This window comes from Sphingomonas nostoxanthinifaciens (assembly GCF_019930585.1).
GTDB lineage: Bacteria > Pseudomonadota > Alphaproteobacteria > Sphingomonadales > Sphingomonadaceae > Sphingomonas_I > Sphingomonas_I nostoxanthinifaciens.
Genome location: NZ_CP082839.1, coordinates 613,302 through 638,862 on the forward strand (window position 1 = coordinate 613,302; position 25,561 = coordinate 638,862).

At 68.5% G+C, this 25,561-nt stretch carries 28 protein-coding genes; 18 read left to right on the top strand and 10 right to left on the bottom strand.

Features of this window, described 5'->3' with window-relative positions; genetic code table 11:
- The first annotated feature begins 71 nt into the window (after positions 1 to 71).
- The 8 genes from petA to K8P63_RS02810 all read left to right on the top strand — a co-directional run bounded on the left by petA (position 72) and on the right by K8P63_RS02810 (position 8,224).
- Entirely contained in the window at positions 72 to 662 is a 591-nt protein-coding gene (petA, locus tag K8P63_RS02775) for a ubiquinol-cytochrome c reductase iron-sulfur subunit (RefSeq protein ID WP_223798359.1), read from the top strand.
- A gap of 12 nt (positions 663 to 674) precedes the next feature.
- Entirely contained in the window at positions 675 to 1,988 is a 1,314-nt protein-coding gene (locus K8P63_RS02780) for a cytochrome b (RefSeq protein ID WP_223798360.1), read from the top strand.
- Between the two features lie 24 nt (positions 1,989 to 2,012).
- Positions 2,013 to 2,843, top strand: a complete 831-nt coding sequence (locus K8P63_RS02785) for a cytochrome c1 (protein WP_223798361.1) — start codon at positions 2,013 to 2,015, stop codon at positions 2,841 to 2,843.
- A 96-nt stretch (positions 2,844 to 2,939) separates the two neighbouring features.
- On the top strand, positions 2,940 to 3,362 hold the full coding sequence (locus K8P63_RS02790) for an EF-hand domain-containing protein (protein WP_223798362.1): 423 nt from the start codon (positions 2,940 to 2,942) through the stop codon (positions 3,360 to 3,362).
- Positions 3,363 to 3,380: 18 nt separating this feature from the next.
- A complete protein-coding gene (locus K8P63_RS02795; RefSeq protein WP_223798363.1) occupies positions 3,381 to 4,061 on the top strand; it encodes an ion channel in 681 nt (226 codons plus the stop codon).
- A 50-nt stretch (positions 4,062 to 4,111) separates the two neighbouring features.
- Positions 4,112 to 4,429, top strand: a complete 318-nt coding sequence (locus K8P63_RS02800; protein WP_223798364.1) for a hypothetical protein — start codon at positions 4,112 to 4,114, stop codon at positions 4,427 to 4,429.
- Between the two features lie 226 nt (positions 4,430 to 4,655).
- A complete protein-coding gene (locus tag K8P63_RS02805) occupies positions 4,656 to 5,408 on the top strand; it encodes an EF-hand domain-containing protein (RefSeq protein WP_223798365.1) in 753 nt (250 codons plus the stop codon).
- A gap of 47 nt (positions 5,409 to 5,455) precedes the next feature.
- Complete coding sequence (locus K8P63_RS02810; RefSeq protein ID WP_223799702.1) at positions 5,456 to 8,224, top strand: [protein-PII] uridylyltransferase; 2,769 nt, start codon at positions 5,456 to 5,458, stop codon at positions 8,222 to 8,224.
- A gap of 2 nt (positions 8,225 to 8,226) precedes the next feature.
- Here K8P63_RS02810 and K8P63_RS02815 read toward each other — a convergent pair whose 3' ends face one another.
- From K8P63_RS02815 to K8P63_RS02825, 3 genes are read right to left on the bottom strand one after another with little or no spacing between them, the layout of a single operon-like run.
- On the bottom strand, positions 8,227 to 8,565 hold the full coding sequence (locus K8P63_RS02815; RefSeq protein WP_223798366.1) for a 2Fe-2S iron-sulfur cluster-binding protein: 339 nt from the start codon (positions 8,563 to 8,565) through the stop codon (positions 8,227 to 8,229).
- A complete protein-coding gene (locus K8P63_RS02820; protein ID WP_223798367.1) occupies positions 8,562 to 9,683 on the bottom strand; it encodes a cysteine desulfurase family protein in 1,122 nt (373 codons plus the stop codon). The genes K8P63_RS02815 and K8P63_RS02820 overlap by 4 nt, the downstream gene beginning before the upstream one ends.
- On the bottom strand, positions 9,680 to 10,657 hold the full coding sequence (locus K8P63_RS02825) for a cysteine desulfurase family protein (protein WP_263282705.1): 978 nt from the start codon (positions 10,655 to 10,657) through the stop codon (positions 9,680 to 9,682). Before K8P63_RS02825 ends, K8P63_RS02820 begins: the two co-directional genes overlap by 4 nt.
- A gap of 169 nt (positions 10,658 to 10,826) precedes the next feature.
- Between K8P63_RS02825 and K8P63_RS02830 the strand changes: the two genes are divergently transcribed.
- Both K8P63_RS02830 and pyk read left to right on the top strand, forming a co-directional pair.
- Positions 10,827 to 11,468 (top strand): alpha/beta hydrolase, encoded by a 642-nt coding sequence (locus K8P63_RS02830; RefSeq protein WP_223798369.1) that lies wholly within the window; start codon positions 10,827 to 10,829, stop codon positions 11,466 to 11,468.
- A 100-nt stretch (positions 11,469 to 11,568) separates the two neighbouring features.
- A complete protein-coding gene (pyk, locus tag K8P63_RS02835; RefSeq protein WP_398288829.1) occupies positions 11,569 to 13,014 on the top strand; it encodes a pyruvate kinase in 1,446 nt (481 codons plus the stop codon).
- A 218-nt stretch (positions 13,015 to 13,232) separates the two neighbouring features.
- Here pyk and ykgO read toward each other — a convergent pair whose 3' ends face one another.
- Together ykgO and K8P63_RS02845 are read right to left on the bottom strand one after the other, a co-directional pair.
- Positions 13,233 to 13,358: a type B 50S ribosomal protein L36 gene (ykgO, locus tag K8P63_RS02840; RefSeq protein WP_003046794.1), complete on the bottom strand. Its 126-nt coding sequence runs from the start codon at positions 13,356 to 13,358 to the stop codon at positions 13,233 to 13,235.
- Positions 13,359 to 13,445: 87 nt separating this feature from the next.
- Positions 13,446 to 15,599: an AsmA family protein gene (locus K8P63_RS02845; protein ID WP_223798371.1), complete on the bottom strand. Its 2,154-nt coding sequence runs from the start codon at positions 15,597 to 15,599 to the stop codon at positions 13,446 to 13,448.
- 155 nt (positions 15,600 to 15,754) lie between these two features.
- On the opposite strand from K8P63_RS02845, the gene rpmI reads away from it, so the two are divergent.
- From rpmI to pheT, 5 genes are all read left to right on the top strand, one after another.
- Complete coding sequence (gene rpmI / locus K8P63_RS02850; protein WP_223798372.1) at positions 15,755 to 15,958, top strand: 50S ribosomal protein L35; 204 nt, start codon at positions 15,755 to 15,757, stop codon at positions 15,956 to 15,958.
- A 13-nt stretch (positions 15,959 to 15,971) separates the two neighbouring features.
- Positions 15,972 to 16,349 carry a 50S ribosomal protein L20 gene (rplT, locus tag K8P63_RS02855; RefSeq protein WP_223798373.1) on the top strand — a complete coding sequence of 126 codons (378 nt, stop codon included), beginning with the start codon at positions 15,972 to 15,974 and terminating at the stop codon, positions 16,347 to 16,349.
- A 186-nt stretch (positions 16,350 to 16,535) separates the two neighbouring features.
- Positions 16,536 to 16,883 (top strand): GIY-YIG nuclease family protein, encoded by a 348-nt coding sequence (locus tag K8P63_RS02860; RefSeq protein WP_223798374.1) that lies wholly within the window; start codon positions 16,536 to 16,538, stop codon positions 16,881 to 16,883.
- Positions 16,884 to 16,885: 2 nt separating this feature from the next.
- Positions 16,886 to 17,983 carry a phenylalanine--tRNA ligase subunit alpha gene (gene pheS / locus K8P63_RS02865; protein WP_223798375.1) on the top strand — a complete coding sequence of 366 codons (1,098 nt, stop codon included), beginning with the start codon at positions 16,886 to 16,888 and terminating at the stop codon, positions 17,981 to 17,983.
- A complete protein-coding gene (gene pheT / locus K8P63_RS02870) occupies positions 17,980 to 20,349 on the top strand; it encodes a phenylalanine--tRNA ligase subunit beta (RefSeq protein ID WP_223798376.1) in 2,370 nt (789 codons plus the stop codon). Before pheS ends, pheT begins: the two co-directional genes overlap by 4 nt.
- 20 nt (positions 20,350 to 20,369) lie before the next feature.
- Here the strand turns inward: pheT and K8P63_RS02875 are convergent, their stop codons facing one another.
- Positions 20,370 to 21,215, bottom strand: a complete 846-nt coding sequence (locus K8P63_RS02875) for a formate/nitrite transporter family protein (RefSeq protein WP_223798377.1) — start codon at positions 21,213 to 21,215, stop codon at positions 20,370 to 20,372.
- Between the two features lie 123 nt (positions 21,216 to 21,338).
- On the opposite strand from K8P63_RS02875, the gene ndk reads away from it, so the two are divergent.
- The 3 genes from ndk (at position 21,339) to K8P63_RS02890 (ending at position 22,873) form a co-directional block, all read left to right on the top strand.
- The gene (ndk, locus tag K8P63_RS02880; RefSeq protein ID WP_223798378.1) at positions 21,339 to 21,761 is read left to right on the top strand and encodes a nucleoside-diphosphate kinase; all 423 of its coding nucleotides are present in this window, start codon (positions 21,339 to 21,341) and stop codon (positions 21,759 to 21,761) included.
- 88 nt (positions 21,762 to 21,849) lie between these two features.
- Positions 21,850 to 22,170, top strand: a complete 321-nt coding sequence (locus K8P63_RS02885; RefSeq protein ID WP_223798379.1) for a hypothetical protein — start codon at positions 21,850 to 21,852, stop codon at positions 22,168 to 22,170.
- A gap of 97 nt (positions 22,171 to 22,267) precedes the next feature.
- Positions 22,268 to 22,873, top strand: a complete 606-nt coding sequence (locus K8P63_RS02890) for a TMEM175 family protein (RefSeq protein ID WP_223798380.1) — start codon at positions 22,268 to 22,270, stop codon at positions 22,871 to 22,873.
- A 3-nt stretch (positions 22,874 to 22,876) separates the two neighbouring features.
- Here the strand turns inward: K8P63_RS02890 and K8P63_RS02895 are convergent, their stop codons facing one another.
- Genes K8P63_RS02895 through purM form a run of 4 tightly spaced genes read right to left on the bottom strand, consistent with a single transcriptional unit; the run spans position 22,877 to position 25,524 of the window.
- Entirely contained in the window at positions 22,877 to 23,497 is a 621-nt protein-coding gene (locus tag K8P63_RS02895; protein ID WP_223798381.1) for a hypothetical protein, read from the bottom strand.
- Entirely contained in the window at positions 23,494 to 23,865 is a 372-nt protein-coding gene (locus tag K8P63_RS20830) for an MmcQ/YjbR family DNA-binding protein (protein WP_317629340.1), read from the bottom strand. The genes K8P63_RS02895 and K8P63_RS20830 overlap by 4 nt, the downstream gene beginning before the upstream one ends.
- Positions 23,862 to 24,440, bottom strand: coding sequence for a phosphoribosylglycinamide formyltransferase (gene purN, locus K8P63_RS20835; protein WP_317629341.1), 579 nt, complete (start codon positions 24,438 to 24,440; stop codon positions 23,862 to 23,864). Before purN ends, K8P63_RS20830 begins: the two co-directional genes overlap by 4 nt.
- Positions 24,433 to 25,524, bottom strand: a complete 1,092-nt coding sequence (gene purM / locus K8P63_RS02905) for a phosphoribosylformylglycinamidine cyclo-ligase (protein ID WP_223798382.1) — start codon at positions 25,522 to 25,524, stop codon at positions 24,433 to 24,435. The genes purN and purM overlap by 8 nt, the downstream gene beginning before the upstream one ends.
- Positions 25,525 to 25,561: the final 37 nt, after the last annotated feature.

Consider the following 25,561-nt stretch of genomic DNA (forward strand, 5'->3'; position numbering starts at 1 on the left):
CCCAGCGGGAGAGGTGTCGAAGCCGGGTTTAACCGGCACGGCAAGGGGTGCAACCGAAGAAGGGTTTGCGAATGGCGACGTCAGATTATGCCGATCCCAACCAGCATCCGCCGGTGATCGGCGCGTCTGAAGAGCAGGGGGCCGGGCCCCGCCGCCGCGATTTCATCAACATCGCCGCCGTCAGTTTCGCCGGCGTGGGCGCGGCGAGCGTGGTGGTGCCGCTGGTCAACCAGATGAACCCGTCCGCCGACGTGCTGGCACTCGCCTCGATCGAGGTCGACATCTCCAAGGTGGCCGAAGGATCGGGCATCAAGGTTTCGTGGCGCAAGCAGCCGGTCTTCATCCGCAGCCTGACCAAGAAGGAGATCAGCGAGGCCAACGCCGTCGCGATTTCCGATCTGCGCGATCCGCAGACCCTGGCGCAGCGCACCAAGCCCGGTCACGAGAATATCCTCGTCACGCTGGCAGTGTGTACCCACCTCGGCTGCGTGCCGCTGGGTATCACGCCGGCCGAGAGCCGCGGTGATTTCGGCGGCTACTTCTGCCCCTGCCACGGATCGCAATACGATACGGCGGCGCGCATCCGAAAGGGGCCGGCGCCGAAGAACCTCGCCGTGCCGGAATACGACTTCAAGTCGCCCTCTGTCGTCCAGATTGGTTGAGGTAAAGCCGCGATGAGCTTCCCCTGGGCCGCACATTACACGCCGAAGCATCCGCTGATGAAGTGGGTGGACGAGAAACTGCCGCTGCCGCGGCTGGTCTACAATGCGGTCGGCGCCGGCTATCCGGTGCCGCGCAACCTGAATTATTTCTGGAATTTCGGCGTGCTGGCCGGCCTCGCGCTCGCCATCCAGATCGTCACCGGCGTCATCCTGGCGATGCATTATGCCGCCAATGCCGACGTCGCCTTCAATTCGGTCGAAGGCATCATGCGCGACGTCAATCAGGGCTGGCTGCTGCGCTACGCCCACATGAACGGCGCGAGCATGTTCTTCATCGTGGTCTACATCCACATCTTCCGCGGCCTCTATTACGGATCGTACAAGGCCCCGCGCGAGATGGTGTGGCTGCTCGGCGTCGTCATCTTCCTGCTGATGATGGCGACCGCGTTCATGGGCTACGTTCTGCCGTGGGGGCAGATGAGCTTCTGGGGCGCGCAGGTCATCACCGGCTTCTTCTCGGCGATCCCGATCCTCGGCGATCCGATCCACACCTGGCTGCTCGGCGGCTTCGCGCCCGACAATGCCGCGCTCAACCGCTTCTTCTCGCTCCATTATCTGCTGCCGTTCGTGATCGCCGGAGTCATCATCCTGCACATCTGGGCGCTGCACATTCCGGGTTCGAACAACCCGACCGGCGTCGACGTGAAGGGGCCGCAGGATACGGTTCCGTTCCATCCTTATTACACTGCCAAGGACGGGTTCGGCGTCGGCATCTTCGCGATCGTGTTCGCGTTCCTGATGTTCTTCTACCCGAACGCGCTCGGCCATCCGGACAATTACATCCCGGCCAACCCGCTCTCGACGCCGGCGCATATCGTGCCCGAATGGTATTTCTGGCCCTTCTACGCGATCCTGCGTGCCTTCACGGTCAACTGGCTGTGGATCCCGGCCAAGCTGTGGGGCGTGATCGCGATGTTCTCGGCGATCGCCCTGCTGTTCTTCCTGCCGTGGCTCGACAATTCGCCGGTGCGCTCGGCCAATTACCGGCCGGCCTACCGCATCGCCTTCTGGATCCTGGTGGCCGACGTGCTGCTGCTCGGTTTCATCGGCAAGAGCCCGGCGGCGGAGCCCTATGTCCGCATCGGCCAGTTCGCGGCGGCCTATTATTTCGCGCACTTCCTGCTGATCGTGCCCTGCATCGCGGCGTTTGAGAAAACGAAGCCGCTGCCGAACTCGATCTCGGAATCGGTGCTGCACGGGGAGGAGGCGGAGGCCGCCCCCTACGGCGTCGAGCCTGGCCCGGCCGCCGCCGGCCACGCGCACTGAACCGGGCAAGGGGGAAATACAGCAATGCTCGTCAAACCCATTGCCGGTCTGGTCGGACTTGGTTTCGTCTCGGCGCTCGCCGTCGCCTTCGTGATCCCGCGCGAGAAGACCGAGCCGACCGCCGCGTCGGTCTATCACAAGGGCGAGAAGGAGGTGTCCTTCTCGTTCGACGGCCCGCTCGGCCGGTATGATCGCCGGCAACTCCAGCGCGGCTTCCAAGTCTACAAGGAGGTCTGCTCGGCCTGCCACTCGATGAAATTGGTGGCGTTCCGCGATCTCGAGGAGATCGGCTTCACCAAGCCCGAGGTGAAGGCCATCGCCAAGCAATGGTCGGTCGAAGTGCCGACGATCAATCCCGACACCGGCGAGGCGACGACGCGCAAGGCGATCCCGAGCGACTATTTCCCGTCGCCCTTCGCCAACGAGGTCGCCGCGCGCGCCGCCAACAACAATGCGCTACCGCCCGACATGAGTCTGCTCGCCAAGGCGCGCGAGGGCGGCCCGCACTATATCTATTCGCTCGTCACCGGCTATCAGCCGCAGCCGGCCGACCTGCTGAAGGCGTTCCCCGACGCGAAGACGCCGCCGAGCCTGTATTACAATCCGTATTTCGCGAACCTCAACATCGCGATGCCGCCGCCGCTCGTGGCCGACGGGCAGGTCAGCTATTCCGACGGCACCAAGGCGAACGTCGACCAGATGGCACAGGACGTCTCCGCCTTCCTGATGTGGGCGGCAGAGCCCAAGCTGGAAAACCGCCATCGCGTCGGCACGGCGGTGCTGATCTACCTGCTGATCGCGACCGGGCTGGCCTACGGCGCCTATCGCAACATCTGGCGCGGCAAGAAGCATTGATCGGGTGCGCCGCGCGCGATCGCGGCGCGGGCATGTTCAAGGGCGGTACAGCGGCGGCCGGCTAGCCGGCTGCTTCCGCAAGCCCATGGAGTTCCGATGAAGATGCGTGTCCCGCTCGCCGCGCTGGCTGCCACGGCCATCGCCACCGTCGCCGTCGCGCAAGGCGCCGCCGATCTGCCCGACCGGCCGATCCGCCGCGCCGAGGTGATCGACGTGGTCAAGCGCCAGTTCGCCGCGCTCGATGCCAATCACGATGGGGTGGTGACCTCGGCCGAATTCGACGCGTTCCGCGCGAAGCAGGCGGCGGGCAAGGCCGAGGTTGCGGCGGGGCCGTTCGGCCATGTCGGCGGCCACTGGTTCGAGCGTGCCGACGCCAAGGGTGACGGCCGCGTCACCTTGGCCGAAGCCGAGGCGCGCCCGCTGCAGCTGTTCGACATGGCCGACGTCGACCATGACGGCGTCATCAGCGCGCAGGAGCGCAAGGTCGCGACGATGATGATGTCGCTCGGAGGGCATTGAGGACCGGGGGGGTCGAAGGTGACGGAGCGCGCGGACAAGCTCGATCGGGTGCGGGGGGAGAGCGCACTCGGCGCGATCTTCGCGATCCAGTTCGTCACTATCTTCGTCGTCGCCCCGCTCGAGGCGATCGCGTCGCTGCCGCTGCAGGTGATCGAATTGCTGCGGCTCGGCCTCGCCGTCGTGACGATCCTCATCGTCGCGCGGAGCGTGCGGTCGCGCGCGATCATCGGCGTGGCGTCGCTGGCGACGGTCGCGGCATCGCTGCAATGGCGGCTGGGCGAACCGGCGGCGGTGGTTACCGCGGTCAAGATCCTCGTGACGATCGTGTTCGACCTCGTCGTCGCCGCGATGGTGGCGCTGGTGGTGTTCAAGGAGGGGCGGGTGACCGTCCACCGCATCCTCGGCGCGGTGATCCTCTATCTCTACGTCGCCCTGATCTTCGCCGGCATCTTCGGCATGGCGTCGGTGACGCTGCATCCGGCGTTCAGCGGGCTCGCGCCCGATCAGCGCGGGCGGTTCGCCAGCCTGCTCTATTTCAGCCTCGGCACGCTGACGACCGGCGGCACGGGCGATCTGGTGCCGCTCCACCCGATCGTGCGCTCCATCGCCAGCCTCGAGTCCGTGATCGGCCAGCTGTTTCCGGCGACCTTGCTCGCGCGGCTGGTGACATTGCACGCGGCGGGGGAGACAAAAGCTTGAACGCGCATGGGTTCATGGATCCGCAAGGCGGCGCTATACATTATCGAATCATGGTCCGCTTGCCCGCCCTCTTCCTCGCTGCAGCCTTGCTGCCGACGCTCGCCGTCGCCGAGACGCCGCCGGGCGTGGTCAGCCTGTCGCCCGAGCAACGGCTGGAGGCGATCAACAATGCCGACGGCAGCGGCGCCGATGCGGCGCTCGGCGGCGGCACCGACGGGCGCAAGGTGCATGGCGAGGTCGGCATGATGATCGGCACCGGCGGCGCACGTGGCATTTACGGCGTCACCGCCATCCCGCTCGGCCAGAACGGCACCGCCGTGATCGGCTTCGAAAGCACGCGCTTCAACAACAATTACTGGCGCCGCTAGACCGCAGGCGCATGACGGCGTCGCAATGCGCGGCAACATCGGCGCAAGGCGGCAGAGCTAAAGTCGTCGGCTTTCCCAAGGGGTGTCGATGCGATCCGTTCTGCTTGTCTCTTCCCTGCTCGCATTGACGGCGTGCGCGACCGAGCCGCATCGGCCGCCCCATGACGGTCATCGTGGACCACCCGGAGGCCCCGGCAGCTTCCGTGGTCCGCCGGGTGGCGCGCGATTGTTCGTCAGCCCGATGGGCGAGCCGTTCCGCGGCGGCGGGCCCGACGCGCCGGCGCCGGCCGACGCGTGGTTCAAGGGCGCCGACCGCAACGGCGACGGCCAGATCACGCTGACCGAGATGATGCTGGATGCAGCCCGCTTCTTCCGCACGCTCGACGTCGACGGCAACGGCGAGATCGGGCCGCAGGAGATCGACCGCTACGAAACCGAGATCCTACCCGAAGTCCAGTCGGGCGAGAGCTTCGGCGGCGGTGGCGCCGGTGAAAGCGGCAGCCAGGGCCAGAGCGGCGGTCGCCACGGCGGCGGTCGCGGTGGAATGGGTGGCCCCGGTGGCGGCATGGGCGGCGGCGGCATGGAGGGTGGCGGCATGGGCGGCGGGATGGGCGGTCCCGGCGGCGGCATGGGTGGAGGAATGGGCGGTATGGGCGGCGGTGGTCGCCATGGCGGCGGCCGTGGCGGCCCCAGCGGTGGCAGCCCCGGCGGCGAGGGCGGACCGTCGCTCCGCGGCGCGGCGCGCTTCGGCTATCTCGCTTTGCCCGAGCCGGTAATCGCGGCGGATACCGATATGAATCGCGCGGTGACGATGCGCGAGTTCCAGGCGGCGGCGCAACGCCGCTTCGGGTTGCTCGACGTCAATGGCGACGGCGTGCTGACGCAGGCGGAACTGCCGCGCCTCGGCGGCCCCGGCGGTCGTCGGGGCGGGGGACGGCCGGCTGGCGATCGGATGCCGATCGAACCGGAGCAGCAATAGCACGCGCGGTGCGTGACGAACCGCTGCGCGCGCCCTATCTGCAGGATATGGCGACCCGCTTCGATGCCCTGCCGCAGCGCCGCGCGATCATCGACCGGCGGCGTGCGGCCGACGCGCTCGGCGCGATCGACGCCGGCGATCCGGCCGAGCGGCGTGCCCGCGCAACCGCCATCCTGCGTGCCGCGCTCGATGCCGGGCGGGGGGAGATCGCGCGACGGCTGACCGCCGCCCCGACGCAGGGCAGCGACATCGCCGCCGCTTATGCCTTCCTGACCGATCAGATCCTGCGGCTGACCTACGATTTCACCACGCAGGCGTTGTTCCCCAATCCAAACCCCAGCGCGGCGCAGCGGCTCGCGCTGGTGGCGGTCGGCGGATACGGGCGCGGCGAGATGGCGCTCCATTCGGACGTCGACATCGCCTTCATCAGCCCGTGGAAGCAGACCGGCTGGGGCGAGCAGGTCATCGAATCGATGCTCTACACCTTGTGGGATCTCGGGCTGAAGGTCGGTCATTCCAGCCGCTCGCTCGACGAGATGGTGCGCATGGCCAAGAGCGACCTCACCATCCGCACCGCGCTGCTCGAGGCGCGCTACGTGTGGGGCGACCAGCCGCTCTACGACGAGGCCGCGCGTCGGTTCGAGCGCGACGTGGTGGCCGGCACTGCCCGCGCGTTCGTCGCCGACAAGCTGGCCGAGCGCAACCAGCGCCACGAGCGGATGGGCGACAGCCGCTACGTGGTCGAGCCCAATCTGAAGGAGGGCAAGGGCGGGCTGCGCGATCTCCACGCGCTCTTCTGGATCGGCAAATATGCCTACAATGTCCGTCATGTCGGCGAATTGGTCGACAAGGGGCTGTTGAGCGCGGCCGAGCTGCGGCGTTTCCGCCGCGCCGAAAACTTCCTGTGGGCGGTGCGCTGCCACCTCCACATCATCGCGCGGCGCGCCGAGGATCGGCTGACCTTCGACGTCCAGTCGGAGATCGCCTCGCGGATGCATTATGCCGATCGGCCCGGGCGGACCGCGGTCGAGCGCTTCATGCGCCATTATTTCCTAACGGCGAAGGAGGTGGGCGATCTCACCGCCATCTTCCTCGCGCATATCGACGAGACGTTTGCCGCGCGCGGGCGACGCTTCGGCCTGCCGACGATCGGCCGGCGGCGCCCGCGCGACCTCGACGGCTTCCTGCTCGATCGCGGGCGCCTGTCAGTGCCAAGCGACGATTTCTTCGCCGAGGATCCGGTGCGGCTGCTGCGACTGTTCGCGCTGGCCGACCGACACGGGCTGGAGATCCATCCGCAGACGATGCGCTGCGCCGGCCGCGATGCCCGCCTGATCGATGCCCGCGTGCGCGAGGACAAGACCGCCAACGCTCTATTCCTCGACGTGCTCGCCTCGCCGCGCGATCCCGAGCGGGTGCTGCGCTGGATGAACGAGGCGGGCGTGTTCGGCCGCTTCGTGCCCGACTTCGGCCGCGTCGTCGCGCAGATGCAGTTCGACATGTACCATCACTATACGGTCGACGAGCATACGCTCCACGCGATCGGCCTGCTGGCGCGGATCGAGAAAGGCGAGCTTGAGGCCGATCATCCGCTGGCGAGCGGGATGTTCAAGCAGATCGCCTCGCGCCGCGCGCTCTACGTCGCGGTACTGCTGCACGACATCGCCAAGGGGCGCGGCGGCGACCATTCGATCCTCGGCGCCGAGATCGCCGAGCGGCTATGCCCGCGCTTCGGCATGACCGCCGCCGAGACCGACACGGTCGCGTGGCTGGTGCGCTACCACCTGCTGATGTCGGCAACCGCGTTCAAGCGCGACCTGTCGGACTTCAAGACCGTGCTGGACTTTGCCGAGGTGGTGCAGAGCCCCGAGCGGCTGCGCCTGCTGCTGGTGCTGACGATCGTCGACATCCGTGCGGTCGGCCCCGGCGTGTGGAACGGCTGGAAGCGCCAGTTGCTGTGCGATCTTTACGCCGCCGCCGAGGAGGTACTACGGCTCGGCCACAAACAGCGCGGGCGCGGCGAGCGGATCGCGCTCAAGCGCGCCGAGCTGGCGGTCGAGCTCGGCTGGAGCCGCACCCGCTTCGAGGCCCATGCCGAGCGCTTTCCCGACAGCTATTGGGTGTCGGAGGGCGTCGACATATTGGAACGTAACGCCCGGTTGATCGCGGCGGCGGATGCCGGGCACAAGCCGCTGTCGATCGCGGCGCAGGCCGATACGCAGCGCGGCGCGACGCTCGTCAGCATCTATGCCGGCGATCATCCCGGCCTGTTCTATCGCATCGCCGGCGCGATCGCGCTCGCCGGCGGCAACATCATCGACGCGCGCATCCACACGACGCGCGACGGCATGGCGATCGACAATTTCCTGGTGCAGGATCCGTTCGGCCACGCGTTCGACGATCCCGATCGTCTGCGCCGGCTCACCCAGACGATCGAGGATTCGCTCGCCGCGCGCGGGCAGATGGCGGCGCGCCTCGCCGCCAAGCCGCCGCCGCGCACCCGCGCGCACGCCTTCGAGGTGGTGCCGAACGTGCTGATCGATAACCACGCCTCCAACCGCTACACGGTGGTAGAGGTGAATGCAGGCGACCGGCCGGCGCTGCTGCATGCGCTCGCTTATGCGTTGTTCCAGGCGAAGGTGACGATCCACTCGGCGCACATCGCCACCTATGGCGAGCGCGCGGTCGACGTCTTCTATGTGACCGATCTGCTGGGCGACAAGATTGAGAGCGCCGCGCGGCTGCGCACGCTGGAGCGGCTGCTGCTGGCGGCGGCCGGCGATGCGGCGGCGGAAGAGGCGCGCGCGGTCGCCTGAGCCTATCTGCCCTGCATGTCGTGCGCACCGGGCGGGATGCGCACGGTGAGCTGGCCCAATCCTTCGTCCAGCCAGATCTGGCAGGCGAGACGGCTGGTGCGGGTGACATGCGCGGCGAGGTCGAGCAGGTCGTCCTCGTCGGCGCTGGCGGGCGGCAGGCGATCGAAATCCTCGGGCGCGACGATCACGTGGCAGGTCGAGCAGGCCATCTGCCCCTCGCACGTCCCCTCCAGCGGCTGATCCGCCGCCTGCGCCACGTCGAGCAGGCGCTCGCCCGCGGGCGCCTCGACCGTGCGCGCGGGCGATCCGTCATGCCGCAGGAACCGCACCGTGACGCTCATGCCCACTCCATCTGTCGCGCTGCGGCGGCGTTGAGCAAGGCGGCGGCGTCCGCCACCTCTTCCGCCGTCGTGTAGCGGCCGAAGCCGAGCCGAATCGAGCCGCGCGCCGCGCGATCGTCCAGCCCGATCGCGCGCAATACGTGGCTCGGCCGGCCCGAGCCGCTGGCGCAGGCCGATCCGGCGGAAAAGGCGACCTCGCGCACCTCGGAGATCAGCCGGCCGGCATCGAGCCCGTCGCGGCGCAGGTTGAGATTGCCCAGGTAGCGCGCGGTCGCGTCGCCGTTCAGCGCCCACTCGGGGCCGAACGCGGCACGTGCCTGCGCCGCCAGTGCGGCGACGTGGCGACGATCGGTCGCGCGCTGCGCGTCCGCCAGCGCGGCGGCGGCGCCGAAGCCGGCACAGAGCGCGGGCGACAAGGTGCCCGAGCGCAGCCCGCCCTCCTGCGCGCCGCCGTGGAGCAAGGGCGCCGGCGCGATGCCGTCGCGCAGCCACAGTGCGCCCACGCCCTTCGGGCCGTGGATCTTGTGCGCGGAGATGGCGATCAGGTCGCACGCCGCGGTCGGGAGCGGCACGCGGCCATAGCCCTGCACCGCGTCGCAGAACATCACCGCGCCGACCGCGCGGGCGAGCGCGCCAAGCGCGCCGATCGGCTGGATCACCCCGATCTCGTTGTTGACGAGCATCGCCGCGACGAGCGTGGTGCGCGCGTCGATCGCCGCCGCCGCCGCGTCGAGATCGACCAGCCCGCCGGCATCGACCGGCAGCACCACCAGCTCGCACCCCATCCGCTCCAGCCAGCGCGCGCTGTCGAGCACGCAGGCATGCTCGGTCGCGATCGTCACCAGCTTGCGGCGCTCCGGCAGCGCATCGGCCATGATGCCCTTGATCGCCCAATTGGCCGCCTCGGTGGCGCCGCTGGTGAAGAGCAGGCGGCCGCCGTCGCCGAACGGTGCGGTGATCTGCGCGCGGGCATGCTCGACCGCTGCCGCCGCCTGCCGGCCGAGCTTGTGCGCCGAATGCGGATTGGCGAAGCCCGAATCGGTGCCGAGCCACGGCAGCATCGCTTCGCGCGCCTCGGGGGCGAGCGGGGTGGTCGCTTGATAGTCGAGATAGATCATGCCGCCGCCCGCCGCGATGCCAGCCGCGCATAGGCATCGATGAAGCGCGCGATCTCGCCGTCGCCGGTCTCGGGCGCGAGGCTGACGCGGATCACCTCGCGCGCCTCCGCCTCGTTCCATCCCATCGCGGTCAGCACGGCGCTCGGCCGCAGGCTGCCCGACGAACAGGCGCTGCCCGCCGAAACGGCGATCCCCGCCAGATCGAGCGCGATCAACTGGGCGGCCGCCGCGACGCCGGGCAGGCGATAGGATGCGATCTCGGGCAGGCGCGGGCTCGCCTCGGCGACGATCGTGCCGCCGAGCGCGCGCACCGCCTCATCCAGACGCATCCGCAGGGCGGGCAGGTGGGCGCGGCTGCCACGCGTCTCCAATGCAGCGGCGAAGCCGAGCGCCGCCGGCACATTCTCGGTGCCGCCGCGATAGCCCTGCTCCTGTCCGCCGGTCGGGCGCAGCAAAGCAAGATCGCGCACCAGCAGCGCGCCGATCCCCGGCGGCCCGCCGAGCTTGTGCGCCGAGACCACGATCAGGTCGGCGTCGGGCAGCGGCAGCTTGCCGGCCGATTGCGCGGCGTCGGCAAGCCATGCGCCGCCGCGCGCGCGGATCGCATCGCCGATATCGGGCTGGATCACGCCGGTCTCGCTATTGGCGGTCTGCACGGCGACGAGGGCGCACTCCGGGCTCGCGCCGATGTCGATCAGGCCAGCCGGATCCGCGGGCAGCACGGTCGCGTCGGGCGCCGCGCGTCGCACCGCGTCATGCTCGGTCGCGCCGATCGCGCGTGCCGGCAGCGCGGCGCGGCCGAGCGCGAGGCCGAGCGCCTCGCTCGCACCGCTGGTGAAGATCAGGTGATGCGGCCAGTCGAGCGCCGCCTTGATCCGCGTGCGCGCGCCCTCCAGCGCTGCCCGTGCTGCACGGCCGCCGGCGTGCGGGCTCGACGGATTTGCCCAGTGCGCCAGCGCCTCGGCCATCGCCATCCGCGCCGCGGGCAGCACGGGCGTGGTCGCGGCATGATCGAGATAGATATGGTCGGTCACGGTGAGGCGGACTGTTCCCGGTGATTGCGCGTGACCGCGCTGGCCCTATATAGGCGCGCGACCGCGTCCGTCCCAAGAGGGCGGATGTTCTTTAGTTTCTGCGAGGCCCATGCCCGACGTCATTTTTCCCGGCCCCGAGGGCCGTCTCGAAGGCCGCTTCCAGCCCGGTCCGCGCCCGCGCGCACCCGTTGCGATGATTCTCCATCCGCATCCGCAGGCGGGCGGCACGATGAACAACCGCATCGTCCAGTCGCTGTACCAGACGTTCGTCAAGCGCGGCTTCGCCACGCTCCGCTTCAATTTCCGCGGAGTGGGAAAGAGCCAGGGCGTGTTCGACAATGGCGTGGGCGAGCTTTCCGACGCTGCCTCGGCGCTCGACTGGGTCCAATCGATCCATGCCGAAGCGCAGACGACGTGGATCGCCGGCTTTTCGTTCGGGGCGTGGATCGGCATGCAATTGCTGATGCGCCGGCCGGAGATCAAGGGCTTCATCTCGATCGCGCCACCCGCAAACCTCTACGATTTCACGTTTCTTGCGCCATGCCCGTCGTCGGGCATCATCATCCAGGGCGAGGGTGACGAGGTGGCGACGCCGGCCGCCACGCAGAAGCTGGTCGATAAGCTGCGCACCCAGCGGCACATCACGATCCACCACGATACCATCCCGAAGGCGAACCACTTCTTCGAGCATGAAATGCCCGAGCTGATGACGTCGGTGGACAATTATCTGGACATGCGGCTCAAGGGCTAAGGTCTTAGACGGGCAGGTCTCGGCTCGACATCTCCGCCGAGCAGGGTAGGGGGCGGGTGGAACCCACAACCAAGAGGTCACCCCCCTAGTGTCCACCAAAATGGCACCCCGCAGCCGCAAGGTCCGCGTGCTGGCGACGCTCGGCCCCGCATCGAGCACGCCGGAGATGATCCGCAAGCTGTTCCTGGCGGGCGCGGACGCGTTTCGCATCAACATGAGCCACGGCGCGCATGCCGACAAGGTGCCGCTGGTCGTGGCAATCCGCGCGCTGGAGGAAGAACTCGGCCGCGCGACCACGATCCTGTTCGACCTGCAGGGGCCGAAGCTGCGCGTCGGCAAGTTCGCCGACGGCAAGGTGATGCTGGAAACCGGCGCGCCATTCGTGCTCGATCGCTCGCCCGAGCCGGGTGACGCGACCCGCGTCGAACTGCCCCACCGCGAGATTTTCGAGGCGCTGGAGGTCGGTGCGCGCCTGCTGCTGGACGACGGCAAGCTGGTGCTGCGTGTGCTCGCGGTCGCGCCCGATCGCGTCGAGACGATCGTCGAGGTCGGCGGCGCGCTGTCGAACAACAAGGGCCTCAACGTGCCCGACGTGGTCGTGCCGATGGCGGCGCTGACCGAAAAGGACCGCGCCGACCTGACGTTCGCGCTGGAGCAGGGCGCGGACTGGATCGCGCTCTCGTTCGTGCAGCGGCCCGAGGACGTCGCCGAAGCTAAGAAGCTGATCGGCGGCAAGGCGGCCGTGCTGGCGAAGATCGAAAAGCCGGCGGCGGTCGAGCGGCTGGAGGAAATCCTCGAGCTGGCCGACGGCGTTATGGTCGCGCGCGGCGACCTGGGCGTCGAACTGCCGCCGCAGCGCGTGCCGATCGTGCAGAAGCGCATCGTCGCCACCGCGCGTCGCATGGGCCGGCCGGTCGTGGTCGCGACCCAGATGCTCGAATCGATGATCCAGGCGCCGACGCCAACGCGCGCGGAGGTGTCCGACGTCGCCACCGCGATCTATGACGGCGCCGACGCGGTGATGCTCTCGGCCGAGAGCGCCGCGGGCGCGTGGCCCGAGGAAGCGGTGGCGATGATGGATCGCATCGCGGTCTCGGTCGAGAACGATCCGGGCTATACCGCGCGGCTGCACTTCACCGAGACGCTGCCCGATCCCACCACCGCCGATGCGCTCAGCCAGAGCGCGCGCAGCATCGCCGACACGATCTCAGCCAAGGCGATCATCTGCTTCACCCTCTCGGGCTCGTCGTCACGCCGGATCGCGCGCGACCGGCCGTCGGCGCCGATCCTCGTGCTGACGCCGAAGCTGGAGACGGCACGCCGCGTCGGCCTGCTGTGGGGTGCGCATGCGGTGCGGACCAAGGATGTGGCGAACTTCGAGGAGATGGTCGCCAAGGCGCGGCGGATGGCTATGCGCCATCAGCTGGCCGAGGCGGGCGACCGGATCATCATCATGGCGGGCGTGCCGTTCGGGACGCCGGGCTCGACCAACGTGATCCACGTCCAACGCCTGACCGGCCGCGAGCTCGAGGGCTACGACGAATAGGGCGCGTCGTCGCTTACGCTTTCCCCGTCATGCCGGACTTGTTCCGGCATCCACGGTCCGGGGCTCCGGTGCGCTGAGGGAGTGCCGCGCGGTGGACCCCGGAACAAGTCCGGGGTGACGGGAGGGGGCGAGAAAACTCCGCCGGGCCACATCCGCCGGACACGACAAAATGGCCGCGTGGTTGCCCACGCGGCCGTTCGTGTTCGACTAAAGCCGGATCAGCCCTGGCGGGCTTTGAAGCGGCGGTTGGTCTTGTTGATGACGTAGGTGCGGCCACGGCGACGGATCACGCGATTGTCGCGATGGCGGTCCTTGAGCGACTTCAGCGAATTGCGGATCTTCATGACGAACGCCCGGTCTTTCTAAATCTTGTGGTGTCGAAAAGAGCGGCCCGCTTAAGCAGGCGCGCGCGGTGAGTCAAGGCGTGGTGCCTATTTCAGCTTCACGCCCAGAACCTTCTTGGGCGCGGCCTGCTTCTGCTCGTCGGCGGTCTGGCCATTGCCGACGTCCTTGCGCGCCTTGCCCTTGTCGGTGCGCTGGGCCGCGGCGTCGGCGCCCGCCAGCACCGGGCCGCACGCTGCCGCCTTGGCATCGCCCGGGTCGACGAAGGCGGCCAGCGCCGCCACCGGCGTCGCGACCACGCCCAGCGCCACGCTCGCGCCGACACGCGCCAGCAGCTGCGGCGTGATGATCTGGATGCCGGGCTGGGCGAAGTGGCCGGTGATCCCGACCGGCGACTGTGCCGAGAACAGGCTGATCTTCTTCGCGTCGGCGCGGAACAGCAGGTTGAGTGATTCGTCGCGGAAGCTGAAACCGCCCTTCGAGGTCATCACGTTCTTGCTGGTGTCGATCAGCACCGGGTCCGCCGCCGCGATGCCGTCGCGCACGGTGAAGCCGATCAGCCCGCAATTGATCTGCACCGGCTCCTTCAGCTTCTTCTGGAACATGCGCTGGACGAACGTGCCGATGTCGAACTCGGACAGCTGGGTGTAGCTGGTCCAGAAGGTGCCGCGCGGCAGGATCACCGCGATGCGCCCGTTCGACGTCGCGAGGCTCTTGCGCACCGTGTCGCCGATGCCGTGCATCTGGATGCGCGCCTTGATTGTGCCGGTGGTGCCCGACTGGCTCACCCCGAAGCGGGCGAGCAGATTGCCCATCGGCGTCGGCGACATGCGGATATCGGTGTCGGTCACCACCGCCGGGCCACGCGCATTGATCGCGATCACCGAGGTGACATGGCCGCCCGCCATGTCGAAATCGAGCGGCTGAATCTGCAGCAGCGAGTGGTCGAGCGTCAGCCCCAGCACGATGTTGGAGACCGGGATGAACGGCTGGCGGATATCGGCGATGCGATATTTCACGTCGGCGTCGAACGTCTTGATCGCATCGATGCGCAGCGGCGCGTCGGGCAGGATGCGCGGCACGCCGTCGCTCTTGTGCTGGGTCGTCGCGGCGGCGGTCGCGCCCTTGGTCGCGAGCGTGTTCGGATTGTAGCCGACGAACGGCCCGATATCGATCATGTCGACCAGCCGCGACGACAGATCGGCGGTGAGCTTCATCCGCGCCTGCGGGTCGTTGGCGGGCGGCACCGCCACGCTCAGCGCGCCGGCAATGTCGCTATTGCCATAGGCACCCACCAGCTTGGTGAAGCGGTAGTCGTTGCCCTGCTTGGTCAGGTGCCCGCGGATGCGATAGGCGCGCGTATCGGGCACGGCGATGCCGGCGAGATCGAACAGGTTGCGCAGATTTTGGCCGCGCACCGCGACTGCGAGGTCGGCACCCTCGATAACGGTCGCGCCCGGCAGCGTGCCGCTGACGTCGACATGGCTGTGGACCGCATCGGCGTGCAGCTCGAACTGGTTCTTGCCGCCCGCGATCAGCTGGTTGGGCGATGTCTGCGCGCCCGACAAGGTGAAGGGCGTGCCGCGCGCGGTGCCGGTGCCGGTGAAGCGGATCGCATTGTCGACGCGGTTGTTGCTGGCGTCGACCGACTTGAACGCGATATCGGCCGACAGCTTCATCGCCGGATCGCGATAGCGCAACGTCGTGCCGTCGACGGCGGCACGCTCGATCAGCGGGATCTGGAACGGCTTGCCCTCGATGCTGAAGGTCCACGTGTTGCGCTTGTGCGCCGGATCCCATTCGAGATCGGCGGCGCCGTTGACGAGGTTGATCCAACTCACCCGGCGCTGGCTGCCGAAGATCAGCGACAGCGTGTCGATCCGCGTATCGATTAGGGTCGACGAAAACAGGTTCGGCTTGGTCGCCCAATCGGGATTGGAAACGGTCAGCCCCTCGGCCAGAAACTTGGTCGCGATCGGGTCGAAGTAGAAATTGAAGTCGCCCGCCACGCGCACCGATCGGCCGCTCTGGCTGGAGGCGATCCGCTCGAAAGTGTGCTTCAGGAAGCGGCCCTTCGTGACGAACAGGATGAACCATGCCAGGAAAATCAACCCGATCAGGGTTGTGAGCACGCCGATGACCGAGGCGAGCGCGGTCGTCGCGGCATCGCGCCGGCGCGGATCCCGCGGGGCTGGGTGGCGGGGGGATACGATCCCCGGTTCGGCGGTGGATGCATCGGCCATGGGCATTTCAACCCCCGCCGATCGGCCCAGTTCCGCAACGGTTGCAAAGCCGGGGCGACTTGCCTATAGGCCCCCGCTTCCGCGATTAGAGGGAACTGCCCGGCCGGTATGGGCTGCCGTGGCCGTTTGTGATCGCCCTGGATAAGGAGACGAAAATGCCCAAGCTCAAGACCAAGAGCGGCGTGAAGAAGCGCTTCAAGCTCACGGCCACCGGCAAGGTGAAGCATGGTGTCGCCGGCAAGCGCCACCGCCTCATCAGCCACAATTCCAAGTATATCCGCCAGAACCGCCGCACCGACGTGCTTGCTGATGCCGATACCGGCCGCATCAAGCTGTGGGCGCCCTACGGCCTCAATTAAGGAGTAGCGGCACATGGCACGCGTCAAGCGCGGCGTAACCACGCACGCAAAGCACAAGCGCATCCTCGAGGATGCGAAGGGTTATTACGGCCGTCGTAAGAACACGATCCGCATCGCCCGCCAGGCGGTGGAGAAGGCAGGGCAGTACGCCTACCGCGATCGCAAGGTTAAGAAGCGCTCGTTCCGCGCGCTCTGGATCCAGCGCATCAATGCGGCAGTGCGCACCGAGGGCCTCACCTACGGCGTGTTCATGCACGGCCTGAAGCTCGCGGGCGTCCAGCTCGACCGCAAGATCCTCGCCGACCTCGCGATGAACGAGGGCGCAGCCTTCTCGGCGATCGTCGCGCAGGCCAAGGCGGCACTGCCCGAGGGAGCCCGGGTCGCGGCGTAACGCCTCTTCCCGACTGCCTTCGAACAGGGCGCGGCGGCACGATGCCTCCGCGCCCTTTTCTTTTTGGGGCTTACGCCACATCGTCATCCCGGCGCAGGCCGGGATCCAGGACGGCGGCAGCCTCAAGTGGGTCCACAACCTGGATCCCGACTTTCGTCGGGATGACGGAGGGGGTATGGTTGGCGGGTGCGCGAAACCTTTCAGCCGGCGATAGACATTCTCGCCAGCGGCTTTCGCGGCACACTCTACATCGGTTGCACGTCGAACCTGATGCAGCGGATGCATCAGCATCGCGAAGGCTTGATCCCGAGCTTCACCCGCCGCTACGGGGTCCGGCGTCTCGCCTACTGCGAGACGTTCGACACGATCGACGAAGCGATCCGTCGCGAGCGGCAGCTGAAGGAATGGCGTCGCGCGTGGAAGGTCGCGCTCGTCGAGCGGACGAACGAGCATTGGAATGATCTCGCGATCGGATTCGGTTTTGGGCCGATCGTGGATTGCGGAAGTCCCGTCATGGCGGGGGTGATGGGGTGAAGGTGGACGGATTGGATCAGCAGCAGGCCGAGCTACTCGCGCGGATCGCAGAGGCCGACGCCAATGCGCTGGAGGCGATTCGCGTCGGTGCGCTGGGCAAGAGCGGCACGGTCACGTTGCTCCTGAAGACGCTCGGCGGCATGTCGCCCGACGAGCGGCAGGCACAGGCGCCTGCGATCCAAGGGCTGCGTACCGCCGTCGCCGACGCCATCGCCGCGCGCAAGGCGGCGCTCGATGCCACCGCGCTCGAGGCTCGGCTCGTCGACGAGCGGCTCGACATGACGCTGCCGGTGGGGATCGGGGCCGAAGGATCGGTCCATCCGGTCAGCCAGGTGATGGACGAGCTGGCCGAGATCTTCGCCGATCTGGGCTTCGCGGTCGCGACCGGCCCCGAGATCGAGGACGACTGGCACAATTTCACCGCGCTCAACATTCCGGAGACGCATCCGGCGCGCGCGATGCACGACACCTTCTATTTCGGTGAGGGCGACCGTGACGGCGAGGGGCGGCGGATGCTGCTGCGCACCCACACCTCGCCGGTGCAGATCCGGACGATGACGCAGACGCCGCCGCCGATCCGCATCATCGCGCCCGGCCGCGTCTATCGTTCCGATTCGGACGCCACCCACACGCCGATGTTCCACCAGATCGAGGGTCTGGTGATCGATCGCGACATCCATCTCGGCCATCTGCGCTGGACGCTCGAGACCTTCCTCAAGGCCTTCTTCGAACGCGACGACATCGTGCTCCGCCTGCGCCCCTCCTACTTCCCCTTCACCGAGCCGTCGGTCGAGGTCGACGTCGGCTATACGGTCGAGAAGGGGCGGCGTGTGATCGGCGGCGATCCGACCGGCCCCAATGGCGGCTGGATGGAGGTGCTCGGCTCGGGCATGGTCCACCCCAAGGTGATCGCGGCGGTCGGGCTCGATCCGGCCGAATGGCAGGGTTTCGCCTTCGGCACCGGCGTCGATCGGCTGGCGATGCTCAAATACGGGATGGACGATCTGCGCGCCTTCTTCGACGGCGACCTGCGCTGGCTGCGCCACTACGGCTTCCGCGCGCTCGACGTGCCCACGCTCTCCGGGGGAGTCGGCGCATGAAGTTCACATTTTCGTGGCTGAAGGAGCATCTCCAGACCGACGCCGCGCTGCCCGCGATCGTCGAGGCGTTGACGAAGCTCGGGCTAGAGGTGGAAGGGGTCGACGATCCCGCCGCCAAGCTCGCCGGCTTCACCGTGGCGAAGGTGCTGACCGCCGCGCCGCATCCGCAGGCCGACAAGTTGCAGGTGCTGACGGTCGACACCGGCGACGGCGATGCGCTGCAGGTCGTGTGCGGCGCGCCCAATGCGCGTGCCGGGCTGGTCGGCGTGTTCGGCGCGCCGGGCACCTACGTCCCCGGCAGCGGCATCACGCTGAAGGTCGCCGCGATCCGCGGGGTCGAATCGAACGGCATGATGTGTTCGATGCGCGAGCTGGAACTGTCCGACGCGCATGAAGGCATCATCGAGCTGCCGGCAGACGCACCGGTCGGCACGTCCTACGCCGATTATGCCGGCCTGTCCGATCCGGTGATCGACGTGGCGATCACGCCCAACCGGCAGGATTGCATGGGCGTACGCGGGATCGCGCGCGATCTGGCGGCGGCGGGCATCGGCACGCTGAAGCCGCTGGCCGTGCCCTCGATCCGCGCGAGCGAGCCGTGCCCGGTCGCGATCGCCACGCTGGATCCGGAGGGCTGCCCGGCCTTCTTCGGGCGGGTGGTCAACGGCGTCGCCAATGGCACCTCGCCCGACTGGATGCAGCGGCGGCTGACGGCGATCGGCCAGCGGCCGATCTCGGCCCTGGTCGACATCACCAATTATGTGATGTTCGATCTGGGACGCCCGCTTCACGTCTACGACGTGGCGAAGCTGCAGGGCGGGCTCGTCGCGCGCAAGGCGTTGGCCGGCGAGACGCTCGTCGCGCTCAACGGCAAGAGCTATGCGCTCGATCCCGAGATGACGGTGATCGCGGATGCGGCGCACGTCCACGATATCGGTGGCATCATGGGCGGCATTGAATCGGGTGTGTCGGAGACGACCACCGACGTGCTGATCGAATGTGCCTATTTCACCCCCGAGACGATCGCGCGCACCGGCCAGAAGCTCGGCCTGACGAGCGATGCGCGCCAGCGGTTCGAGCGCGGCGTCGATCCCGCCTTCCTGCATGACGGCCTCGCCATCGCCACCGCGCTGGTGATCGATCTGTGCGGCGGCACGCCGACCGATGCGGTCGAGGCGGGCAAGGCGCCCACCGGCCATCCGACCTTCAGCTACGATCCGCTCGCGACGCAGAAACTGGGCGGGATCGAGGTGGCGGCCGACACGCAGCGCGCGATCCTCGCGCGGCTCGGCTTCGGCATCGACGGGAGCTGGACGGTGCGCGTGCCGAGCTGGCGCCGCGACGTCGAGGGCACGCCCGATATCGTCGAGGAGATCGTGCGCATCGTCGGGCTGGATACGGTGCCCGCGGTCGCGCTGCCGCGTTCGGCTGGCGTCGCGAAGCCGACCGCCACGCCGGGCCAGCGGATCGAACGGCTGGTGCGCCGCACCGCCGCCGCGCGCGGGCTGAACGAGGCCGTGACGTGGAGCTTCCTGCCCGCCGCCGAGGCGGAGCGCTTCGGCGGTGGCGCGTGGACGCTCGCCAATCCGATCAGCGAGGACATGAAGGTGATGCGGCCCTCGCTGCTGCCCGGGCTGCTGGCAGCCGCACGGCGCAACGCCGATCGCGGTGCCGATACGATCCGCCTGTTCGAGATCGGCCGGCGCTATCTGGCGGACGGCGAGCGCGCGACGCTCGGCCTGCTGCTGGCGGGCGAGGCCGCGCCGCGCGAATGGCTGACCCGGCGCAAGGGATCGTTCGACGCGTTCGACGCCAAGGCCGAGGCGCTGGCGCTGCTCGCCGCTGCCGGCGCGCCGATCGATCGGCTGCAGGTGATGGAGCCGGTTTCGGCCGCATGGCATCCCGGCCGTTCGGGCACGCTGCGGCTGGGGCCGAAGACGGTGCTGGCCGAGTTCGGCGAACTCCACCCCGCGACGCTCAAGGCATTCGGGCTCGAGCGCACCACCGTGGCGGCCGAGCTCTATCTCGACGCGGTGCCGGCGCGGCGCGAGGCGGGGCGGATGCGCAGCGCCTATGCGCCGCCAATGCTCCAGCCGGTGACGCGCGACTTCGCCTTCGTCGTTGGCCGCGACCAGCCGGCCGACGCGCTGCTGCGCGCGGTGCGTGGTGCCGACAAGGCGGCGATCGTCGATGTCGCGTTGTTCGATCTGTTCGAGGGCACGGGGCTGGCTGAGGACGAGAAGAGCCTCGCGATCGCGGTCACGCTCCAGCCGGTCGAGAAGAGCTTCACCGACGCCGAATTGCAGGCGATCTCCGACCGGGTCGTCGCCGCGGCGGCCAAGCTCGGCGCGCGGCTGCGGGGGTAGGCCGACGGAGATCGCAGGGGCTACAACTCCCCGCGCACCTGGCCGTGGGCGAGGACGGCGAACAGCCCCGTCCCGCCGATGATGTTGCCCACCAGCGCGGGCAGGATGAAGCCGAACACTGCCCAGCCGAGCGAAGCGCGGCCGCTCAGCCACAGCAGCCATGCCTCGGCCGAGCCGGCGACGACGTGGCTGAAGCCGCCGATCGCGATCACGTAGGTGATCGCCGTCACGATCCAGAATTCGCTGGAGCGCGCGCTCGGCAGGATCCACGCGATCGCGCCGACGAGGAAGCCCGAGGGCACGCCCAGCAGCAACGTCGTGCCGGCATCGTGCGCGAGCAGCTTGGACGCCAGCGCCAGCGCTGCCTCGCGCTGTTCGGGCGACAGGATCACGTCGTGCGCCATCAGCACCGCCACGAACAACGTACCGAGCATGTTGCCCGCGAACACGATCGCCCACAGCCGCAGCAGCCGCCCGAAATTGCGCGCGGTGGGATGCGACGCGAGCGGCAGCACGGCGGTCACGGTGTTCTCGGTGAACAGCTGAAGGTTGCCGAGGATCACGATCACGAAGCCGATCGAATAGCCGAAGCTGCTGACCAGCTCGAACGCCGGCGTCGCGGGCAGGCGCATGCTCAGGAAGCTTTCGGCCAGCACCGAGACCGATATTGCGAGGCCCGCCGCGAAGGCGGAGAACAACAACGACGCGAGCGGCCGGCTGAGCTCGTCATTGCCCTGCAGGCGGATCGCCTCGTGCACGACGCGCGCGGAGCCGGCTTTCATCCCGGCGACGGTCTCCACTTCCTCCTGCGACAAATGGCGGGAGGGTGCGGCCTCTTCTTCGATCCGGGGGTCTTCGGCGTCCATTGGCGCTCCTTCCGGGGGGTCGAACCCCCCGTCACCACCGACGTTCCGACCATTGCGCGCGGACAACGCCACGGGTAGATGCGCGCCATCTTCCCCATCCTCGAATACGGAGACCGCTCGGCCATGACGACCGAACGCACCTTTTCCATCATCAAGCCCGATGCCACGCGCCGCAACCTGACCGGCGCCGTCACCAAGATGCTCGAGGAGGCCGGCCTGCGCGTCGTCGCGTCCAAGCGCATCCACATGACGAAGGAGCAGGCCGAGGGCTTCTACGCCGTCCACAGCGAGCGGCCCTTCTTCAACGATCTCGTCGCCTTCATGATCTCCGGACCGGTGGTCGTGCAGGTGCTGGAGGGCGAAGATGCCGTCGCCGCCAACCGCAAGGTGATGGGCGCGACCAACCCCGCCAATGCCGACGCAGGCACGATCCGCAAGGAACTGGCGGAGTCGATCGAAGCGAACTCGGTCCACGGCTCGGACAGCGCCGAGAATGCCAAGATCGAGATCGACTATTTCTTCAAGCCGGAAGAGATCGTCGGCTGACGTCCCGCGTCCTCGGCTGAGCCTTTGTTGCCGGTCGCGCGTTGCATCGACGCGCGGCCGGTACGGCGCCGCCATCTAGAGGACGACCATGAAGATCATCACCACCGCCGTCATGCTGGGTGCACTCGCCCTCGGCGGCGCCGCCGCGGCGCAGAACCCGATCAATGCGCGCCAGCTCAACCAGGAGCGTCGGATCGATGCCGGCGTGCGCTCGGGCAAGCTGACCAACAACGAGGCGGGGCGTCTGCACGCCCAGCAGCGCTCGATCCGGCACGAATCGGATGCGATGCGCGCTGCCAATGGCGGCCACCTGAGCCGCGGCGACAAGGCAGCGCTCCACGCGCGCCAGCACCGCGCCGACCGCAACATCATCCGCAAGAAGTATAACCGCGCCCACCGCCCGGGCTGAATCCCGCCCGTCACCCCGGCCGGCGCCGGGGTGACGGGTAGAGGAGGGCGCGCTAAGCACGGCCCCTTCCGCAGGAACGCGGGGGTGCGGGGGCGCAATGAACCACAGGCTGCTCGAACGGCTGGTCTTCTTTTCCGACGCGGTGTTCGCGATCGTCATCACCCTGCTGGTGATCGAGATCGACGCGCCGCGCATCCCGCTCGGCCCCGATGCCACGCATGCGGCGTGGGAAGCGCTCGGCGAGCGGCTGCCGAAGTTCGTCGGCTTCGTGCTCAGCTTTTGGGTGGTGGGGTCGTTCTGGGCGCTGCATCATCGCGCCTTCGGGCTGGTCGAGGGGCATGATCGCGCCTTCCTCTGGCCGAACTTGTTGCTGCTGATGGCGATCGCGTTCGTGCCCTTCTCGACCGCCTTCATGAGCGAGAATATGGGGCAGACCGTCCCGCATCTCTTCTACCTGCTCACCCTGCTCGCGGCGGCGCTGCTGCAGGCGCGGCTGATCTATCGCGTGCTGCGGCCCGAACATGCGGCCGCGGGCGTGGCGGCCGAGGAACTGCTGATCGTGCGCCGTCGCGTCTGGGCGCTGCCGGCGGCGGTCGTGATCGCATTGCTGCTGGTGCCGCTGTCGCCGGGCCTCGCCAACACGACCTTGTTCGCCGTGCCACTGCTGGCGCGACTGATGCCGCGCCTGCGCTTCATCGGCTGACGGTCACTTCTCCGCTGCGTGCGGCAGCGCTGTCTTCCACAGCGCATCGACCCGTTTCTGCCCGGCGGCCTCACTCGTCACCGCTTCCTCGCGCGACAGGCCGCGCAACCGCACGCTGGTGCCGCCGATGAAGCTGTGGTCGGTCGCATAGCCCAGCTGGTAGACGGCGCGGTCGACATGCGGATCGCCGTCGGCAAGGTAGCGGGTGACGATCAGCACCGGCATGTGCGCGTCGCCCGGCGTCTTGTCGGCCGCGCCCGCATCCTTGCGCGCGCGTATCAGCGCCCCCTCGAACCAGCCGCGCTCGATCCGCGCGTCGCTGGTCGTCTCGGCCGAGGCCAAGCCGAGCGCGCTGGGAAAGGCGATCGTCTGGCCCTGGATGGCCTGCGCGTCGGATCGCGGCGTCAGCGACAGCAGATGCCCCTGCGCATCGGCGGTGGCCTTCAGCACCAGGATCACCGCGCGCCGTGCTGCATCGCGGTTGTCCGCGCCGCGCTGCACCTCGGCATTGGTGCGCTCGCGATAGCCGTTCCAGAAGGTCAGGGCCGAGATCACCACCGCGACGATCGCCAGCAGTTCGGCGAGCGTGATCCAGCGGATACGGCGTTGGCGCGGGTCGCTCACAGGGTCTCCACCAGTTTCTTGGGCGCGATCATATGCCAGCTTTGTGCGACCCGTGTGGCGATCAACTCCCAGTCGGTCGCGGGTAGGTCGGTGCGGATGGCGATCCACCCGGCATGCGCCATGTAGGCTGGGCGGAAGAAGAGGTCGGCGTCGCGCGCGACGAGCATGTCCTGCTCGTCCGCGCCGCTGGTCTTGACCAGCACGGCGCTGCGGCCGTCGCGATGATGGTCGTGCGTGTACCAGGCGAAGGTCTTGCCCTTCTCCACGAAGAAGACCGGCATACCGTGCGACAGTTTCTCCGCCGTGCGCGGGAAGGCGAAGGCGATCGCGCGCAGCCGCGCGACATCGGCTTCCGGGTCGGGGCTCATGCGCCGCGGCTGCGGATCAGCTCCGCCAGCGCCGCCGGATAGAGCATATGCTCCTCGATCAGGACGCGCCGCGCCAGCGCCTCGGCATCGTCCCCCTCGAGGATCGGCACCTCGGCCTGCGCGAGGACGGGGCCGCCGTCGAGCGCCGCCGTCACGAGATGCACGCTCGCGCCATGGCGCGTGTCGCCCGCATCCAGCGCGCGCTGGTGCGTGTCGAGCCCGCGATAGAGCGGCAGCAGCGAGGGGTGGATGTTGACGATCCGCCCGTCCCACCGCGCCACGAAATCGGGGGACAGCACGCGCATGAAACCCGCGAGTGCCACATAGTCGACGCCCGCATCGCGCAGCGCACCGTCGATGAGCGCCTCGAACTCGGCTTTCGTCAGGCCGACATGGCTGTGCGCGAACTGGGGAATGCCCTCGGCGGCGGCGAAGGCGAGGCCATCGGCATCCGCCACGTTGGAGATGATCAGCACGACCTCGTAGGGGCAGGCGGGATCGCGCGTCGCCTCGATCAGGGCCGCCATGTTCGATCCGCGGCCCGAGATGAGGATGCCGACGCGCGCTCTAGGCATTGTGCGTGGCGCTCCACGGCGTCCGCGCGCTCCACGCCTCGGCCGATCCGCGCACGGTGCAGCCGCGCGGGCCTGCGCCGATCGCGCCGATGCGGAACACCGTCTCGTCCGCGGCTTCCAGCGCGGCTGTCACCGCGTCGACCTCGTCGGGGCGCACGGCGGCGACCATGCCAACGCCGCAGTTGAAGGTGCGCGCCATCTCGCCGGGCTCGATATTGCCCTGCGCCTGCAGGAACGCCATCAGGCGGGGCTGCGGCCAGGAAGCGGCGTCGATCGTGGCGTGGAGCCCGTCGGGCAGCACGCGCGGCACATTCTCCAGCAGGCCGCCGCCGGTGATATGGGCGAGCGCCGAAACCTTGCCGGCGCGCACCAGCGGCAGCAGCGCGCGCACATAGATGCGCGTCGGCTCCATCAGCCAGTCGATCAGCAGCCGCTCGGGATCGAACAAAGCCGGGCGGTCGAGCTTCCACCCTTTGTCCGCGGCGAGGCGACGAACGAGCGAATAGCCGTTGGAATGCACGCCCGACGAGGCGAGGCCAAGCAGCACGTCGCCCTCGCGCACCTTGGTGCCGGTCAGCGCCTGCGCGCGCTCGACCGCGCCGACCGCGAAGCCGGCGAGATCGTAATCGCCCGCGGCATACATGCCCGGCATCTCGGCGGTCTCGCCGCCGATCAGCGCGCAGCCGGCGATACGGCAGCCGTCGGCGATGCCGGTGATCACCTGGCGCGCGGTATCGCCCACCAGCGTGCCCGTCGCGAAATAATCGAGGAAGAACAACGGCTCGGCGCCCTGCACGATCAGGTCGTTGACGCACATCGCGACCAGATCGATGCCGACCGTATCGTGGCGATTGCTGTCGATCGCCAGCTTCAGCTTGGTGCCGACGCCGTCATTGGCGGCGACCAGCAGCGGATCGTCATAGCCCGCCGCCTTCAGGTCGAAGAAGCCGCCGAAGCCGCCAATCTCGGCATCGGCGCCGGGTCGGCGGGTGGCGCGCACCAACGGCTTGATCGCGTCGACCAGCGCGTTGCCCGCGGCGATCGAGACGCCGGCTTTGGCGTAGCTATAAGGTTCGTCGCTCATGTCAGCCTAGGCGCCTATCCATATCGCGCTTGGATTT